This window comes from Streptomyces akebiae (assembly GCF_019599145.1).
Taxonomy (GTDB): Bacteria; Actinomycetota; Actinomycetes; order Streptomycetales; family Streptomycetaceae; genus Streptomyces; species Streptomyces akebiae.
The window spans coordinates 9790608-9806045 of the sequence record NZ_CP080647.1 but is presented as its reverse complement, the minus strand read 5'-3'; the positions used below and the strand labels follow the sequence as shown (position 1 = coordinate 9806045).

Here is a 15438-nt window from a genome sequence, read left to right as displayed (position 1 = left end):
TGTCGCCGTAGTACACCCGAACACGGCGGATCCGCCGATCGTGCCCGCCGCAGCAAGGGCCGGTGCACCGCTACGCAAGCCGGAGCGACCTGACGAGGTGCACCCTCCGGTCGTGAGAGAGAGCCGCACCCCACTCACGGGCGCCTGCCTCCGCGGACGGCGGTGAGCGGCTTCCGCAGGAACATCCACAGACACGGAACGGGCTGACGCCTCGGCCTTCCCCAGGGCCGAAGGGCACCCCGCACTGGTCGACAACCCCGTGCTGTCCCAACTCCCCATGGCACCGCTGTTCCTGCCTCTCCGGCTCCCCGCTCTTCCGACGAATGAGGCATTCATGCTGAGAAAGCGATCCGCCGCGTCCCCTCCACTCGGCGTCTTCACTCCCGACGCGCGCCGCTACGAGAACAAGCTGCTCGTCATCCTGTTCCTGGGCTTCGGCCTCGTCTTCTTCGACCGGCAGGCACTGCTCTTCCTCGTCCCTTTCATCAGTGAGGACATCCCCCTCTCGAACACCGCCCTGGGCACACTCTCCGGAGTCCTCGCCCTGACGTGGGCCCTGTCCGGAATGATCTCCGGGCACCTGTCCGACCGGCTCGGCCGACGCAAGCCCGTGATCATCATCGCGGTGGTGCTCTTCTCCTGCTTCTCGGCGTCGAGCGGACTGGTCGCCGGGTTCGGCGCACTGCTGGCGGCCAGGGCGCTGATGGGTCTCGCGGAAGGTGCCGTACTGCCGGTGTCGCAGTCCCTGATGGTGGAAGCCTCCCAGGAGCACCGGCGCGGTCTGAACATGGGTCTGTTGCAGGGATCGTCGGCCGGACTGCTGGGCGGCATCCTCTGCCCGCTCGCGGTGGTGTGGATCGCCACGCAGTACAGCTGGCGACTGGCGTTCGTCATCACCATCGTCCCGGGGCTGCTGATCGCCCTGTGGATCTGGCGGTCGGTGCGGGAGGAGCCGCCGGGCGGCCGTGTGATGACGGAGCCCGCGGCGGCGTCCGGGGACGACGCGGCCAAGCCGACCATCGGCGGCATCCTCCGGCAGCGCAACATCATCCTCTGCGTACTGATCGCCTGCGCGTACATGACCTGGTTCTTCGTCATCATCACGTTCGCGCCTGTCTACATGACCTCGGTCAAGGGCTTCTCACCCGCGACGATGAGCGGCGTCATGACCTGCCTCGGAGTGGCGTGGGTGCTGTGGGGCTTCGTCACACCGGGAATCTCGGACCGGTTCGGGCGCAAGAGCACGCTGATCGTCTTCACCGTGATGGCCGCGCTCTGCCCCCTGGCCGTGGTGTACGTGAGCAGCCCTCTGATGCTCGGCGCAGTCGTCGTGCTCACGTATACGGGCCTTGGCTGCTTCACCCTGTTCATGGCGACCATCCCCGCGGAGACGGTCCCACGTGGGGCGCTGGCGACCGCCCTCGGCCTGGTCATGGGCATCGGAGAGCTCGCCGGCGGTTTCCTCGCTCCCGTGATCGCCGGATGGGCCTCCGACCAGTGGGGGCTTCAGACGGCCATGTACATCTCTGCCGGGGGCGCCGCGCTGGTCGTTCTGCTCGCCCTCGGGCTGCGGGAGACGGCTCCCGCCGTGCTGCGCAGGAGGGCCGCGGCAACGGCCGGCGACGGCGCCGCGGACCGCGTGACGAGCGAATCCGCCGTCTCCTGACACACCCCTTTCCCGCAGCTCACGCGACGGCCAGGACCACCGAGGTGGTCCTGGCCGTCGTGCCGCCTCGGGCGAACCGTGTGCCCGCGGTCGCTTCCGCCAGGCGACTCTCCGCAGCCGTGGGGCCGACCACCGGCCTGTCCGGGTGAGGCTCGACCAGCCGTCGGGCCGGTTCGACGGGCCGGTCCGACGGCCGCACCCGACCGTGCGCGACCGTTCGTGCCCGCCTCCGCAAGACACCGTGCACCGCGGCACAAGCCGGGAGCCCGTCCGCCTGTAACCCTCCCGTCATGCGAGCCATACACACCCTTTACGACCACATCGTGGTGGGCGCCGGCTCCGCCGGCTGTGCCCTCACGCGCAGACTCGTGGACGCCGGCCGGACCGTCCTGCTGATCGAGGTGGGCGACCGGGACGACAACCCGGCCATCCACGACCCGGGGCGCCTGTGGGAGCTGTGGAACTCCCCGCAGGACCACGCGTACACCACCGAACCCCAACGGCACGCCTCCGGTACCCAGGTGTTCTGGCCGCGCGGCAAGGTCCTCGGCGGCTCCAGCGCCCTCAACGGCATGATCTACGTCCGCGGCCACCGGGCCGACTACGACAACTGGGCCTACCAGGGAGCGGCCGGCTGGTCGTACGACGAGGTACTGCCGTACTTCAAGCGCTCGGAGGACTTCGAGGACGGCGCGTCGTACTACCACGGGGTCGGCGGCCCGCTGCCCGTCAGCCGGAACCACTCCCCCAACCCGGTCACCGCCGCCTTCGTCGAGGCCTGCCAGGACTACGGGATCCCGTACAACGACGACTGCAACGGCCAGGACCAGCTCGGCGTCAACCTGATTCACCGCACCATCCGCGACGGCAGGCGCGTCAGCGCGTGGACCGCCTTCGTGCAGCCGGTGCTCGACAGTGCGCTGCTGACGGTGACGACCGGCGCGGCGGTCACGCGAGTCCTGGTGGACGGCGGCCGGGCCCGGGGCGTCGAGTTGCTGCACGAGGGCCGTACGACGGAGATCCGCTGCGAAGGCGACGTGATCCTGTCGGGCGGCACCATCGGATCGGCCCAGCTGCTCCTGCTCAGCGGCCTCGGGCCGGCCGACGAGCTGCGGACACTCGGTATCGGGGTGACCGCGGACCTGCCGGGCGTGGGCGCGAACCTGCACGACCACACCCTCGCTCCGGTGGTGTGGGAGTCGGCACGGCCGGTGCCACAGGGCACGGCCAACAAGCTGGAGGCGCACTACTTCGCCAAGTCCGAGCCGACGCTGTCCGTGCCGGACCTGCAGCCGCTGATGTCTCACGTACCGGTGCCCGTGCCCGATGTGAACGTCCCGGAGGAGGGCCACGGCTTCTCGGTGCTCGCCGGGACGATCCGTCCACTCAGCCGGGGCCGCATGTGGCTGCGCTCGGCCGACCCCACCCAGGCTCCCGCCCTGGACCCCGCCTACTTCTCCGAACCGTCGGACCTCGCGGCCATGGTGCGGGCCGTGCAGCAGGTGCGGGAGATCGGCGAGGAGAAGTCGCTGGGCGACTGGCGGGCCCGCGAGGTCGCGCCCGGACCGTACGTCCGCACGGACGCGGAGGTCGCCGCGTACATCAAGCGGACCCTCCTCAGTTATCACCACCAGGTGGGCACCTGCCGGATGGGCATCGACCGGATGGCGGTCGTCGACCCGCACCTGCGCGTACACGGCGTGGCCGGGCTGCGCGTCGCGGACGCCTCCGTCATGCCCTCCGTCACCTCCGGAAACACCCACGCACCTGCCGTCATGATCGGCGAGCGCTGCGCCGACCTCATCCTGGGAGCACAGCTGTGACCAAGACCCTTCTCATCGGTGACGAGTGGCAAGCCTCGGCCTCCGGGGCGGAGTTCGAGACCCTGGACCCGGCGACGGGACAGCCGCACGCCCGCGTTTCCCTGGCGGGGGCCGTGGACGCCGACGCGGCCGTACGGGCCGCCCGCGCCGCCTTCGAGAGCCCTGAGTGGGCGGGCCTCACCCCGGCCGCCCGCGCCCGGATCCTGTGGCGCGTCGGTGACCTCATCGAGGAACACGCGGAGGAACTGGCCGAGTTGGAGACGCGCGACCAGGGCCAGCCGCTCGGTGTCTCCACCGCCGTCAGTGTCGCCGCGGCGGCCGAACACTTCCGGCACTACGCCGGCTGGGTCACCAAGATCTACGGCGAGACGGCGCCGCTGTCCTTCCCCGGCGTGCTGCAGTACACCAAGCGCGAGCCGGTGGGAGTGTGCGCGCTGATCACCCCGTGGAACTTCCCGCTCATGATCGCGAGTTGGAAGATCGCGCCGGCCCTCGCCTGCGGGAACACCGTGATCGTCAAACCCGCGGAGCAGACCCCGATGACCACGGTGCGGCTCGTCGAGCTGTGCCGGGCGGCCGGTGTGCCGTCCGGCGTCGTCAATCTGCTGACCGGGGGTCCCGAGGCCGGCCGTGCCCTCGTCGAGCACCCGGGCGTGGACAAGGTGTCCTTCACCGGTTCGACCGAGACCGGCAGGGAGATCGTCCGGGCTTCCGCGGGGAATCTCAAGCGGGTCTCGCTCGAACTCGGCGGGAAGGCACCGAGCCTCGTCCTGCCCGGCGCCGACCTGGACGCGGCCGTGACGGGCTGTCTGCAGGGCGCGCTCCTCAACAGCGGCCAGGTGTGCGCCGCCTACACCCGGTTCCTCGTCCACCGCTCCCTCGCCGACGAGTTCGCCGAGCGCTGCGCCAAGGCTGTCGGTGGGATGCGGCTCGGCGCGGGCAGCGCGCCCGGCACCGAGCTCGGCCCCCTGGTCACCGGCGAACACCGGGACCACGTCCACGCACTGGTGCGCAGCGGGGTCCAGGAAGGCGCCCAGCTGCTCGCCGGCGGGGCCCCCGTCGACGACCTGCCGGGCTTCTTCTACCAGCCGACCGTGTTCACGGGCGTGCGGGACGACATGCGCATCGCCCGCGAGGAGATCTTCGGCCCGGTGCTGTCCGTCCTGCCGTACGACGACGAGGACGAGGCGATCGCCCGCGCCAACGACACCGAGTACGGTCTGGCGGCGGCCGTGTGGACCCGTGACGTGGGCGCGGCGCACCGCGTGGCGGGCGCCATCCGTGCCGGCACGGTGTTCATCAACATGCCCAACCCCGTGGACGCCTCCGCCCCCTGGGGCGGGTTCAAGGCCAGCGGCTGGGGCCGGGAGATGGGCAGGGGAGCCATCGACGCGTACACCGAGGTCAAGAGCGTGTGGACCTCGCTCGCCTGAGAGGCCTGCCTGCCGACGGCCAGGCAGGACCTGCCGGGGATGTGCAGGTCTCGCGGTCGGCCTTTGGCGTGGAGTGATCACGAGTCGGTCGGGTGTTCGGCGAAGAACGTCTCGATGCGGCGCCAGGCGTCGGCGGCGGACTTGGGTTCGGGACCGATCCCCGCGATCCGCGTGAGGGGGCGCAGCAGGCGCGGGGCGTTCTCCGCGTCGTTGAGGAAGGAGTGCCCGGCGGCCGGGTACTCCTTCACGTCGTGCGGTAAACAGGCCCGCGTCAGGGCGGACTCCAGTTGGCCGCGGCCCCTTTGAGCATGCGGTCGCGGCCGCCGTAACTGGCCACCACCGGGCAGGACTCGGCGAGGGCACGGTCGGCGTCCTTGGGCAAGAGGCCGTAGTTGACGGAGGCCGCGTCGAAGGTGCCCCGTCCGGCGGCGACCAGGGCGAAGCTGCCGCCCATGCAGAAGCCGATGACACCGACCCGTCCGGTGCAGTCGGGGTGTTCGGCCAGCGTCTGTCGCGCCGCTTCCAGGTCTGCCCACGCACGGCCGCGGCCCGATGTCGCGGCGCGCATCGTGGGTACCAGGCAGCGGCGGACGCCGCCGTCGGCGAACAGGTCCGGCATCAGGGTCAGATAGCCGGCCCGCGCGAGACGTTCGGTCTGCCGGAGCATGACGTCGTCCACTCCCAGGGCCTCGTGGACGACGACACCGGGCCAGGGACCGGCGCCCTCGGGGCGGGCGAGATGGCCGCGCAACCGGCGGGAACCGCCGAGAGATGCGCTGAGTTCGGTCAGGTCGAGCGGGGTGGGCGTGGGCATCGAGTTCTCCGGGTCGGGAATGCGGGGCAGGGATACGTACGGGGCAGGGAGGGGAACCGGACTGCGGGAACGGGAATGCGTCCGAGGGTGGAACCAACCGGCTGGGCCAGGGCTCAAGGGTCGGCGGGCGGGCCGCAGTCGGGACGGCGAGGACCAGTTGCCCGAGGCAGGGTGACACCAGGGTGCCCCGGCGCACGCTGCCGCCCGGGGCTCCACGGCAGGATCAGCCTGCCGGGGTGTTGGCGGTGCGCGTTTCAGCGCGCCACGTCGAAGAGGTCGGCGTGGTCGCGGGCCCATTCGGTGAAAAAGGTCGGCTTGATGCCCCAGGTCGCGTGGATGTCCTCGGGGCTGGGGGCGCCGTAGCCGATCTGGTTGGCCCGTTCCTGGCTGTGTGCGACGCCTGCGAACATGCCGTCGCGGAGGGCGTCGGCGACCGACAGCGCCCGATAGGTGTAAACCGTCCAGCACCGGAGCGAACATCGGGCTGTCGCCCCGCTGACCGGGCGAGGTCAGCCAAGTACAGCGGGCGGGCACGGTCGTCGGAGAGCAGATGGACCTTGCTGGTCAGCCCGCCCCGCGAGCGCCCCAACGCCTCGCGCCCATCCGCCTCCTCACGTGCCCCGCCCCCTCTTGCGGGTGGTCGGCCGGAGGCTTGCGGGGCGCCCCGGCCGCGTGCCGATGCGCCCGGCAGGAGGTGGAGTCGATGTTCACGGCCCACTCCCGCCGCTCCGCCTGGCCGGCGAGCGTCCCGTCCGGGTCACCGGCATCGGCCTCGCTCTGCAACTCCTCAAGGACGGTCTGCCAGGTGCCGTCGGCCGACCAGCGGCGGTGACGCTCATAGACGGCCTGCCAGGGACCGCACCGTTCGGGCAGGTCAGAACAGGGCACCCCGGTCCGGGCCCGGAACAGCACCCCGTTGATCACCTTGCGGTGATCCGCCCACTGCCCGCCCGGATTGCCGTTGCCGGGCAGGAGAGTCTCGATCTTCTGCCACTGCGCGTCCGTGAGCTCATGCCGCCGCACCATACGAGCGTCCTGCCCGGCCATCCTCGAGATCCACCCAGCCATCCAAGAGCCATCAGAAACAGCCCAGAGCCGTTAAGCCCGTTTCCCACCGTTCTGCTCCCGGACGGTGTCGAACAGGGAGGTCAGAGCGGGACTTCCCGCGAGACTGTCCAGCAGGACGTGAAGCGACTGTCGTTCCGTGGCGCCCAGGTCTGCCAGGATTTCGCCGTCGAGATCGACGAGTGTGCGGTTGAGGCGGGCCAGGACCGTGCGCCCTTCGGCGGTGATGTCCACGGCGTAGCGGCGACGATCCTGCGGATCTCGTGTCCGCTCCGCGTATCCGGCGCGCTCCAGGTCGTCGAGACTCGTCACCATCGTCGCGGGGTCGATGCGCAGGAACGAGCCAAGTGCCAGTTGCGGCATGGCACCGTTGTCCGCCAAGGCCTGCAGGACGCTGTAATGCCGCACTCGCAGGCCGGTCCCACCGATGCCGTCCTCGGCGATCCTGAACGCCACCTGCCCGAGTTTGACCAGCAGGCAGATGGTGTGTTCGGCCACTGTCCCCGGTACCAGCGGAGCCTCGGACATCGTTTATCCCGCCCATGGTTAGTCGCACGTATGGTCCTGTCCATCGTACGAGAAAGCCCGAGGTGCCAGGACCGCTGCAAGCCGGCGGGACTCCCCACCGTCCGCCGGCTTACGGCCGGTGCGTCCCGGGCGGTCAGCCGACGATGGCCCGACCGAAGATCTGCCGGGCTATGACCCACTTCTGGATCTCGTTGGTGCCCTCATAGATCTCGCCGATCTTGCTGTCCCGGTAGATCGCCTCGACGGGGCCGGGGCTGCCGTCGGCACCCAGTTCGCGCGCGAAGCCGAGGCCTCCGAAGGCCTGGACGGCGTCGCGCGCCATGTCCACCGACAGCTTGGTGGCGTAGTACTTCGCCATCGCGGCCTCGGGCTCCGGGGACGGGTTGCCCGCGTCCAGGCGCAGGGCGGCCTTGGTGTAGAGGGTGCGGGCGTTCTCGATCTCGGTGGCCCGTTCGGCGAGCAGGAACTGCCAGTGCTGGTTGGCGGCCACCGGCTTGCCGAAGGCGTGTCGCGTCGACAGGTGGGCCACGGTGTGGTCGAAGGCGGCCTGCGCCATGCCGACCCCGGCAGCCGCGATGCCGATCCGGCCGTAGGTCAGAGTGGACAGCGCCTGGCGCAGTCCGTGCCCCTCGGCGCCACCGAGGAGGTCGTCGTCGGTCAGGTGCACATCCGTGAAGCGGATGTCCGCGGTGAGCTGGCCGCGGTTGCCCATCTTGCGGTCGGGAAGGCCGACTTCCACTCCGGGAAGTGCCGTGTCGACGATGAACATGCTCAGCCGGGTGCCGGTGCGGGCGAGAACCACCACGAACCCGGCGACGGGCGAGTTGGAGATCCACCGCTTGTGGCCGTTCAGCACCCAGCCGGCCTCGGTGCGTATCGCCTCGGTCTGAACCGCCTGCGGGGACAGGTCACTTGAGGCGTTCGGCTCGGTGGTGGCGAACGCGCCGACCACTGAGCCCTCCGCGACCTTTCGCAGCCATCGCTGCTGCTGCTCCTCGGTGCCCTGCCGCAGGGCGTTGCCCGCCAGGATGCAGTGCACATCGAAGACGGCCGCGACACTGCTGGAGTAGTAGGCCAGTTCCTCGATGGCCGCGGCGGTGGCGGTCGCCGGGTGGGTCAGACCGTCGCCGCCGACCTCGCCGGGGAAGGGAATCCGGAAGACCCCCGCCGACGCAAGCCCGTCAAACACATGCCGGGGGAAGCCGTCCGTGCGCTCGTCGCCCCCAGCGATCGCCGCGGCGTGCGGAGCCACTTCGTGCTCTGCGATCCGGCGCACGGCAGCGCGAACGGACTGTGTCTCTTCGGGGGCGAGGAGCTCGTGGTAGAGCCGGTCGATCTGGCGTGTGGGAGTGGAAGTCATACGGGGAAGATACCATTAGCACCACGTACGATTAGCTCGGCAATCTATTGTGGAGGTTCGACCATGACACAGACACTGGCCGACAAGACCATCCTGATGTCGGGAGGCAGCCGCGGCATCGGACTCGCCATCGCTCTGCGCGCGGCCCGCGACGGTGCGAACGTGGTGATGCTCGCCAAGACCGCCGTGCCGCATCCGAAGCTCGAAGGCACGGTCCACAGCGCCGTTGACGAGATTGAGCGCGCAGGCGGCAAGGGGCTGGCCGTTGTCGGCGACGTCCGCAACGAGGACGATGTGCACACCGCTGTCGACGCGGCGGTCAGCGCCTTCGGTGGCATCGACATCGTGCTGAACAACGCCAGCGCGATCGACCTGTCATCGTCGGAGCAGCTGGAGATGAAGCGGTACGACCTGATGCAGGACATCAACACGCGGGGCACGTTCCTGCTGAGCAAGGCCGCTGTCCCGCACCTGCGCAAGGCGGGCAACCCGCACATCCTCACGCTCTCCCCGCCGTTGAACCTCGCGCCGCACTGGGTGGGGAAGCATCTCGGTTACACGCTGTCGAAGTACGGCATGAGTCTGTGCACCATCGGGCTCGCGGAGGAGCTCGCCGCCGACGGCATCGCCGCCAACTCGTTGTGGCCGCGGACCCTGATCGACACAGCCGCCGTGCGCAACGTGGTCGGCGGCGCCGGACAAGCCCGTAGTCCGCGGATCATGGCTGACGCCGCGCACGCCATCCTCACGCGTGACGCGCGGAAGTGCACCGCCAACCTGTTCATCGACGACGAGGTCCTGTCGGACGAGGGCGTCACCGACCTGTCCGTCTACAGCCCTGCCGGCTTCGAAGGTGATCTCGCGCTCGACATATTCGTCGATCCGGCCTGAGGTGGTGCGCGGGATCATGACGTAGTCCAGCTCCATGGTCTCCGCGCCGGAGAGCGTCTCAGCGGCGACCACTCCCATCGCCTCAGCGGCGTGCGCGAGCATGAGCTTCGCGGTGACGTCACCGATGGCGCAGATGTGCGGAACGGAGGTACGGCAGCGCTCGTCCACGTCGATGGCGCCGTGCTCCGTGACCTTGACACCGGTGTTCTCCAGGCCGTATCCCCGGTCACGTTCGCGGCGACGCCGATCGCTTGGAGGACCTTGTCCGCCTCCAGGACCTGGCGGGCACCGTCCGTTCCGGTGACCGTGACGCGGACCTGGTGCCCGGACTGGGCGATCGACTCGACACGGGTGGAGGTGAGTACGTCGATGCCCAACTTTCGGTACTGCTTGGCCAGTTCGGCGGAGACTTCGGCGTCCTCGAAGGGAGCGGCTCGGTCCAGGAACTCCACGATCGTGACCTGCACACCGTAGGTGTGCAGGACGTACGCGAACTCGATGCCGATGGCGCCGGCACCCGCGATGACGATCGACTGCGGGGGGTCCTCCGCGAGCATCTGCTCCTCGTACGTCACCACGCGCGCTGCGCTTGGTGCCGGGTAGCAGCTTCGGGGTGGCGCCCGTGGTGATGATGCAGTGGCCGAAGCCTATGGTGCGGGAGTTGCCGTCGTGGTCGGCGACCAGAAGCGTGTGCGGGTCAACGGCACTCCTCGACTGCACCAGGCCGTGCCGCTACCGTGCCGCCTCGTCCTCGATGTCACGGACCAGGTCGATGGCCCGGCCGAGAGTGGTGAGCCGAGCGTCGAGGGTCTCTCCGGCCGGATAGAAACGTACGGTGTCCACACCGGCGTCGCGCCACACACGCAGCCGTTGGCGCACCATGGCCTCGGTTCCGATCAGCGTGGTCGCCAGGACCATTTCGTCGGTGACCAAGCCGGCCGCGCCGTCCCGGTCCCCAGCCTGCCAACGTGTCCGGACTTCGGCCGCCACCTCGGCCCAACCCTGGCGGCTGTAGGCGTTGTTGTAGAAGTTCGTGGTCGCGGAACCCATGCCGCCCAGGCTGAAGGCCAGTTCCTTCTTGCGTCCGGCCACCATCGCGCTCAGCGCGTCCTCGTCGTCCGCGAAGGCGACCTCGGCACCTTGGCAGATGTCGAGGTCGGCACGAGCGCGACCGGCGGTGGCCAGGCCCTGGTCCAGGTGGTCGAAGTACGCCTCCTTGGCGCCCTCGGGCACGAAACTGGTGCCCAGCCACCCATCGGCGATCTCACCGGTCAGGTGCAGCATCTTCGGCGAGAGGGTGGCGAGGTAGACCGGAATGTCATGCTCGGCACGCATCGACAGACGCATGGGCTTCGCCTCCGCGCCCGGCAGTGGAATCCGGAACTCCTGTCCTGAGTAGGAGACTTTGCCGCCGGCGGCGGCCTCCCGCACGATCTCGACGGTCTCCCGCATCCGCACCAGCGGCCGGGCGAAGGGCACACCGTGCAGCCCCTCGATCACCTGCGGCCCGGAGGGGCCCAGTCCGAGAAGGAAGCGCCCCTCGGAGATCTGCGACAGTGTGATCGCGGCGCGGGCGATGGCCATCGGCGTGCGGGTGCCGAGTTGGATGATTCCGGATCCGAGGAGCATGCGCTCGGTCTTCGCCGCGAGGTAGCCCAACGGCGAGGGAGCCTCGGAGCCCCATGCCTCCGCCACCCAGCAGATGTCGAGACCGAGCTTCTCCGCCTCGGTGACATAGGCGACGATCTCCCGCCAGTCGCTCCCGGAGGCTTCGATCGTGGTGGAGGTCCGCATCAGAGCCTCTCCTCGCCCGCGGGCTGGGCCCTCTCGGCCAGCTTCTTGATCTCTTCGAGGGTGATGGTCATGTTGGCCTCGAACTCGCGCATGCGCACGAAGACGATCTTCTGCTCCTTCTCCGGCATGCGATCGATGGCGAAGGAGAGGCCCGAACGGGCCGGCCCCATCTGCATCCATTCGCTCAGCAGAGTGCCACCGGCCTGCGGCTCCAACGTGAACCGCCAGATCGCCGTTGGGTTCTGCGGGTTCTCGACGCCCCAGGCAAGCAGCCTCGGCGGCTCGTACTCGACGATGTGGGATGTGGTGGTCCACTCCCCGAGCGCCTCGTGCTTGCTCCGGCCGATGAACCGGGCCCCCAGAGCAGGGGCGGTCCTGCCGTCCAGCCATTCGACGTACTGCAGCTCGGAGCTCATACGCGGCATCAATTCGATGTCGGACACGAGCGTCCACACCTGTTCGGGCGGAGCAGCGATCCAGGTACGGACCTCCACCGTCGGCTTGTCCGCATAGCGCGCGCCTGTCCACTCCATGTTCCTGCAGCCTCCATGCCGATCCGAGAACTCCCATGACCAGACGTGACCAGTAAAGTTGCGTAGATAGACTCACATGTCAAGGGCATACGCAGCCCCGGCGGAGCCGCTGAGTCAGCCGGCGAAACGCTCCCGCACATCGGGCCGTTCGGCCAGATGCGGCGGATAGCCGGGACCCATCCGAGGACTGGTGTTCTCCGCGGTCATCTGCTCGCCGCAGGAAGAACACACCACCTCGGCATGGGCTTCCTGTCCGCAGACCTCGTGACGCATGACTACCGGCGGGCCCTCTTCACCGGACAGCCAGCGGTCCCCCCACCGGTTCATCACCAGCAGCACACCGTAGAAGTCGCGCCCCTTCTCCGTGAGCACGTAGTCGTACCGAACCGGCTCCGTCTGGTACGGCCGTTTCTCCAGCAGCCCCTCGTCCACCAGCCGGCGCAACCGGTCCGTCAATGTGTTGCGCGCGATCCCCAGTGACACCTGGAACGCGTCGAACCGCCGGATCCCGTAGAACGCCTCACGCAGCACCAACGGCGTCCACCAGTCCCCGAGCAAGTCCATGGTGCGCGCGATCGAACAGGGCCAGTGCGCAAAGGATGTCCGCCTCATGACAGGCAGCATAGGTTCGTCCGGTCGTGAGACCCAGCAGGTGGAGCGGCGACAGTTCATACGCGCGACATCTTGCGCTCAATAAATAACGAAGTTATGTTGCGGCCATGAAACGTGACTTGCTGGGCAGAAAGCTGGTTGTCACCGGAGCGGCGCGCGGCATCGGCGAGAAGGTGGCCCGCCTGGCCATCGCCCGAGGCGCTCAGGTGACCTTGATCGGACTGGAGCCCGACCGGCTCCGTGACCTCGCCCGCGATTTGGGCCCCGCCGCTTCCTGGCGTGAGGCCGATGTGCGCGACGGCACCGTCCTGCGGTCAGCGATCGACGAGGCCGCGGGGGTCATGGGCGGCATCGATCTCGTCGTCGCCAACGCCGGCGTCGTGGCGTACGGGACCGTGCGACAGACGGACGAGGCGTCGTTCGAGCGGGTCCTGGACATCAATCTGAACGGTGTCTTCCGGACCCTCAAGTACGTGACGCCCCATCTGGAGCACAGCCGGGGACACGTGCTGGTCGTGGCGTCCGCGCTGTCCTTCATGCCGCTGGCGGCGATGGCCTCCTACGGCGCCAGCAAGGCCGCGGCCGAACTGCTCGCCCTGACCTACCGCCAGGAGGTGGCGCACCTCGGCGTCACGGTCGGCCTGGTGCACCCCTCCTGGATCGACACGGATCTCGTCCGGGGCGCCGAGGTGGACCTCCCCTCGTTCCAGGGCCTGCGCAACCGGCTTCCCTACCCGGGCAATGTCACCACGAGTGCCGACCGAGCGGCTGCCGCGATCGTCGACGGGCTCGTGCGCCGCCGCAGCCGCGTGTACGTCCCGCGCGCGGTCGTCGTGGCCAACTGGGCCAAGGCAGTGCTGAATTCGCCACTGGCCTGGCCATGGGCGAGGCGCTTCGCGGCCCGTGCCGTTCCGTCCCTCGAACGGGAGGTCGCGGCGCTGGGGAGGCACGACCAGCTCACGCCGGGCACCGGTACCTCTACCACGGAGACCAAGTCGCCCTAGCCGCACACGGGTAGTCCCACGCGGGACGGCGACCTGCCCTACCGACTTTCACCGACCTTGAACGATCGAGTCGTAAAGGCGCGCGCCCGCCTCGTGCGAGGCTTCGGCCCGTTCCCGCTCGTCGCCCAGACCGACAGAGAAGTTCACGCCCATCGGCAGCATCACCTGCGCCACGGGGTCCTCGAACTCGCCGAAGTGCTCGGCCAGCTCAAGGGTGATGTACCCGTGGACCAGACTCCACAACTGGGCGGCTATGACTTCAGGTTCCTGCCGCTCGGCCCTGCCCGAGTCCACGAGCCGTTGACATGCCGCGGTGATATGGACGTGGGCATCCCGGAAGGCCGGCGAATGTCCGCTCAAGCGAAGGTCCGCGTCCGACAACGGCCGGTACGTCGCACGAGTGGACAGGCCGAACATCAGGTCGTACAGGTGAGGGTTCTCGTGGGCCACTCGGCGGCAGGTCAAAGCCATGGCGAAGAGATCCGCGATCGGATCATCCGTCACCGGCACCTGGGCGAAAGCCGCGCCGAGCTCCCTGAAGCCGTGGTCGGCTACGGCGCGCATCAGTTCGGGGATTCCACCGAAGTGGCCGTAGACGACCATCGTCGACAGCCCGCTCGCGGATGCCACCGTACGCGCCTTGATGGCCGACGGCCCCTGTTCGGCCAGCAGGCCGACAGCGGCTCGCACAAGCCGCTCCGGTGCGTCATCGAGCCTCGGCCGCCCCATGTCTCTCGCGCCTCCACCATTGACACTCTTGAAATAACTTGGTTACCTAACTCGTCACGGCAATAGTACACATCTCGAGTGACGTGCCGTTTCGGACACGGGTGCGCTCCCCGGACGGGCTTTCACGCACTGTCCCAGATTCCTGGCGCCGGTAGCCCCTCCCTCACCCGCTTTGCACTCCCCCATGAACCCAGCACGGGAGCAGAATCCATGCCATACAAAGACAAGGGCCATCTGGAGATCGAGGACCGCGGAGCCGTCCTTGTCGTCCGGGTCGACGGCGGCCCGCACCAGTTGTTCGGCCTCGATATCGCCCATCAGCTGGACAAGCTGGTGAACCGGGTCGACCGCGATCCGAGCATCCGTGCCGTCGTCTTCACCGGGGCACATCCCGAGCGGTTCGTCAGCCATGCCGCGGTCCGGTGGCTGCAGGAAGAGGGCGCCGCGAGCCCGACGGTCGGCCGACGCGGTGCCGCCGCCGTCGTACGCATGGCCAAGCACGTGGACCGGTCCCGTCTCCTCGGGCCCGCGATGCGCAGGACCCCGATGCGCGGGGCCCTCCAGCTGGAGCGTCTGCACACGACCTTCCTCCGGATGAACGCCAGCGGTGTCCTCTTCGTCGCCGCCCTCAACGGTTCGGCTCTCGGCCTCGGCGCCGAGTTCGCCTGGGCCTGCGATCTTCGGGTCATGGCCGACGGGGACTTCTTCATCGGCCAGCCCGAAATCCTCCTCGGCATCATCCCGGGCGGAGGCGGCACCCAGCGGCTGACCCGCCTGATCGGCACTCACCGGTCCCTGGCCGCGATCCTCGAAGGCAAGCCGTTCACGCCCGCGGAGGCTCTCGCCAACGGGGCGGTCGACAAGGTCGTCCCCCAGGACAAGGTCGTCGCGCAGGCGGTCGAACTCGCGGAGCACTTCGGCCGGCGGTCGAAGGGGTCGGTCGCGGCCGCCAAGAGGTCGGTGTACTTCGGCGGCTCGATGTCACTGGAGGACGGCCTGCACGTCGAACGTGCCGAATTCTTCACCAGAGTCATGTCCAAGGGGGGCCAGGAACTGATGCTCGACTACCTCGAGACCACGGACGCCACCGGCGAACTCCCGCTCTACCGGCCGGAGACCTACGCGCACGCGCTCGCCGCAGGCAGCGTGCCCGGGCGCCGCACGGCGAACGGACGGTGAGCCGACG

14 protein-coding genes and 2 pseudogenes are annotated in these 15438 nt (G+C 69.1%); 6 read left to right on the top strand and 10 right to left on the bottom strand.

Translation table 11 applies throughout. The annotated features are described in order from the left end of the window. The first annotated feature begins 334 nt into the window (after positions 1–334). The 3 genes from K1J60_RS42485 to K1J60_RS42475 all read left to right on the top strand — a co-directional run bounded on the left by K1J60_RS42485 (position 335) and on the right by K1J60_RS42475 (position 4922). The gene (locus tag K1J60_RS42485; protein ID WP_220650880.1) at positions 335–1666 is read left to right on the top strand and encodes an MFS transporter; all 1332 of its coding nucleotides are present in this window, start codon (positions 335–337) and stop codon (positions 1664–1666) included. Between the two features lie 290 nt (positions 1667–1956). Continuing rightward, on the top strand, positions 1957–3489 hold the full coding sequence (locus tag K1J60_RS42480) for a GMC family oxidoreductase (protein ID WP_220650879.1): 1533 nt from the start codon (positions 1957–1959) through the stop codon (positions 3487–3489). Continuing rightward, positions 3486–4922: an aldehyde dehydrogenase family protein gene (locus tag K1J60_RS42475; RefSeq protein WP_220650878.1), complete on the top strand. Its 1437-nt coding sequence runs from the start codon at positions 3486–3488 to the stop codon at positions 4920–4922. The genes K1J60_RS42480 and K1J60_RS42475 overlap by 4 nt, the downstream gene beginning before the upstream one ends. A 77-nt stretch (positions 4923–4999) precedes the next feature. Here the strand turns inward: K1J60_RS42475 and K1J60_RS42470 are convergent. The 5 genes and pseudogenes from K1J60_RS42470 to K1J60_RS42450 form a co-directional block, all read right to left on the bottom strand. Beyond that, positions 5000–5736 (bottom strand): annotated as a pseudogene (locus K1J60_RS42470) (dienelactone hydrolase family protein). A 254-nt stretch (positions 5737–5990) separates the two neighbouring features. Further along, positions 5991–6146 carry a hypothetical protein gene (locus K1J60_RS42465; protein ID WP_220650877.1) on the bottom strand — a complete coding sequence of 52 codons (156 nt, stop codon included), beginning with the start codon at positions 6144–6146 and terminating at the stop codon, positions 5991–5993. A gap of 154 nt (positions 6147–6300) precedes the next feature. Further along, entirely contained in the window at positions 6301–6762 is a 462-nt protein-coding gene (locus tag K1J60_RS42460) for an IS5 family transposase (RefSeq protein WP_220650876.1), read from the bottom strand. Positions 6763–6834: 72 nt separating this feature from the next. Continuing rightward, positions 6835–7329 (bottom strand): MarR family winged helix-turn-helix transcriptional regulator, encoded by a 495-nt coding sequence (locus tag K1J60_RS42455; protein WP_220650875.1) that lies wholly within the window; start codon positions 7327–7329, stop codon positions 6835–6837. Positions 7330–7462: 133 nt separating this feature from the next. Next, positions 7463–8689: an acyl-CoA dehydrogenase family protein gene (locus K1J60_RS42450; RefSeq protein ID WP_220650874.1), complete on the bottom strand. Its 1227-nt coding sequence runs from the start codon at positions 8687–8689 to the stop codon at positions 7463–7465. A gap of 63 nt (positions 8690–8752) precedes the next feature. Here K1J60_RS42450 and K1J60_RS42445 point away from each other — a divergent pair, with 63 nt between their 5' ends. Next, positions 8753–9580 (top strand): SDR family oxidoreductase, encoded by an 828-nt coding sequence (locus K1J60_RS42445; protein ID WP_220650873.1) that lies wholly within the window; start codon positions 8753–8755, stop codon positions 9578–9580. Here K1J60_RS42445 and K1J60_RS42440 read toward each other — a convergent pair. From K1J60_RS42440 to K1J60_RS42425, 4 genes and pseudogenes are all read right to left on the bottom strand, one after another. After that, a pseudogene (locus K1J60_RS42440) lies at positions 9581–10282 on the bottom strand (FAD-dependent oxidoreductase); the annotation flags it as partial. It lies immediately after the preceding gene. 30 nt (positions 10283–10312) lie between these two features. Continuing rightward, positions 10313–11374, bottom strand: a complete 1062-nt coding sequence (locus tag K1J60_RS42435; RefSeq protein WP_220650872.1) for an LLM class flavin-dependent oxidoreductase — start codon at positions 11372–11374, stop codon at positions 10313–10315. After that, positions 11374–11907 (bottom strand): SRPBCC family protein, encoded by a 534-nt coding sequence (locus tag K1J60_RS42430; RefSeq protein WP_220650871.1) that lies wholly within the window; start codon positions 11905–11907, stop codon positions 11374–11376. Before K1J60_RS42430 ends, K1J60_RS42435 begins: the two co-directional genes overlap by 1 nt. 114 nt (positions 11908–12021) lie before the next feature. Then, the gene (locus K1J60_RS42425; RefSeq protein WP_259408166.1) at positions 12022–12471 is read right to left on the bottom strand and encodes a winged helix-turn-helix transcriptional regulator; all 450 of its coding nucleotides are present in this window, start codon (positions 12469–12471) and stop codon (positions 12022–12024) included. Between the two features lie 155 nt (positions 12472–12626). Here K1J60_RS42425 and K1J60_RS42420 point away from each other — a divergent pair, with 155 nt between their 5' ends. After that, positions 12627–13523, top strand: a complete 897-nt coding sequence (locus K1J60_RS42420) for an SDR family oxidoreductase (protein WP_220650870.1) — start codon at positions 12627–12629, stop codon at positions 13521–13523. Positions 13524–13571: 48 nt separating this feature from the next. Here K1J60_RS42420 and K1J60_RS42415 read toward each other — a convergent pair whose 3' ends face one another. Further along, a complete protein-coding gene (locus K1J60_RS42415; protein WP_259408165.1) occupies positions 13572–14213 on the bottom strand; it encodes a TetR/AcrR family transcriptional regulator in 642 nt (213 codons plus the stop codon). Between the two features lie 249 nt (positions 14214–14462). Between K1J60_RS42415 and K1J60_RS42410 the strand changes: the two genes are divergently transcribed. Continuing rightward, a complete protein-coding gene (locus tag K1J60_RS42410) occupies positions 14463–15431 on the top strand; it encodes an enoyl-CoA hydratase/isomerase family protein (protein ID WP_220650868.1) in 969 nt (322 codons plus the stop codon). The last annotated feature ends 7 nt before the right edge of the window (positions 15432–15438 follow it).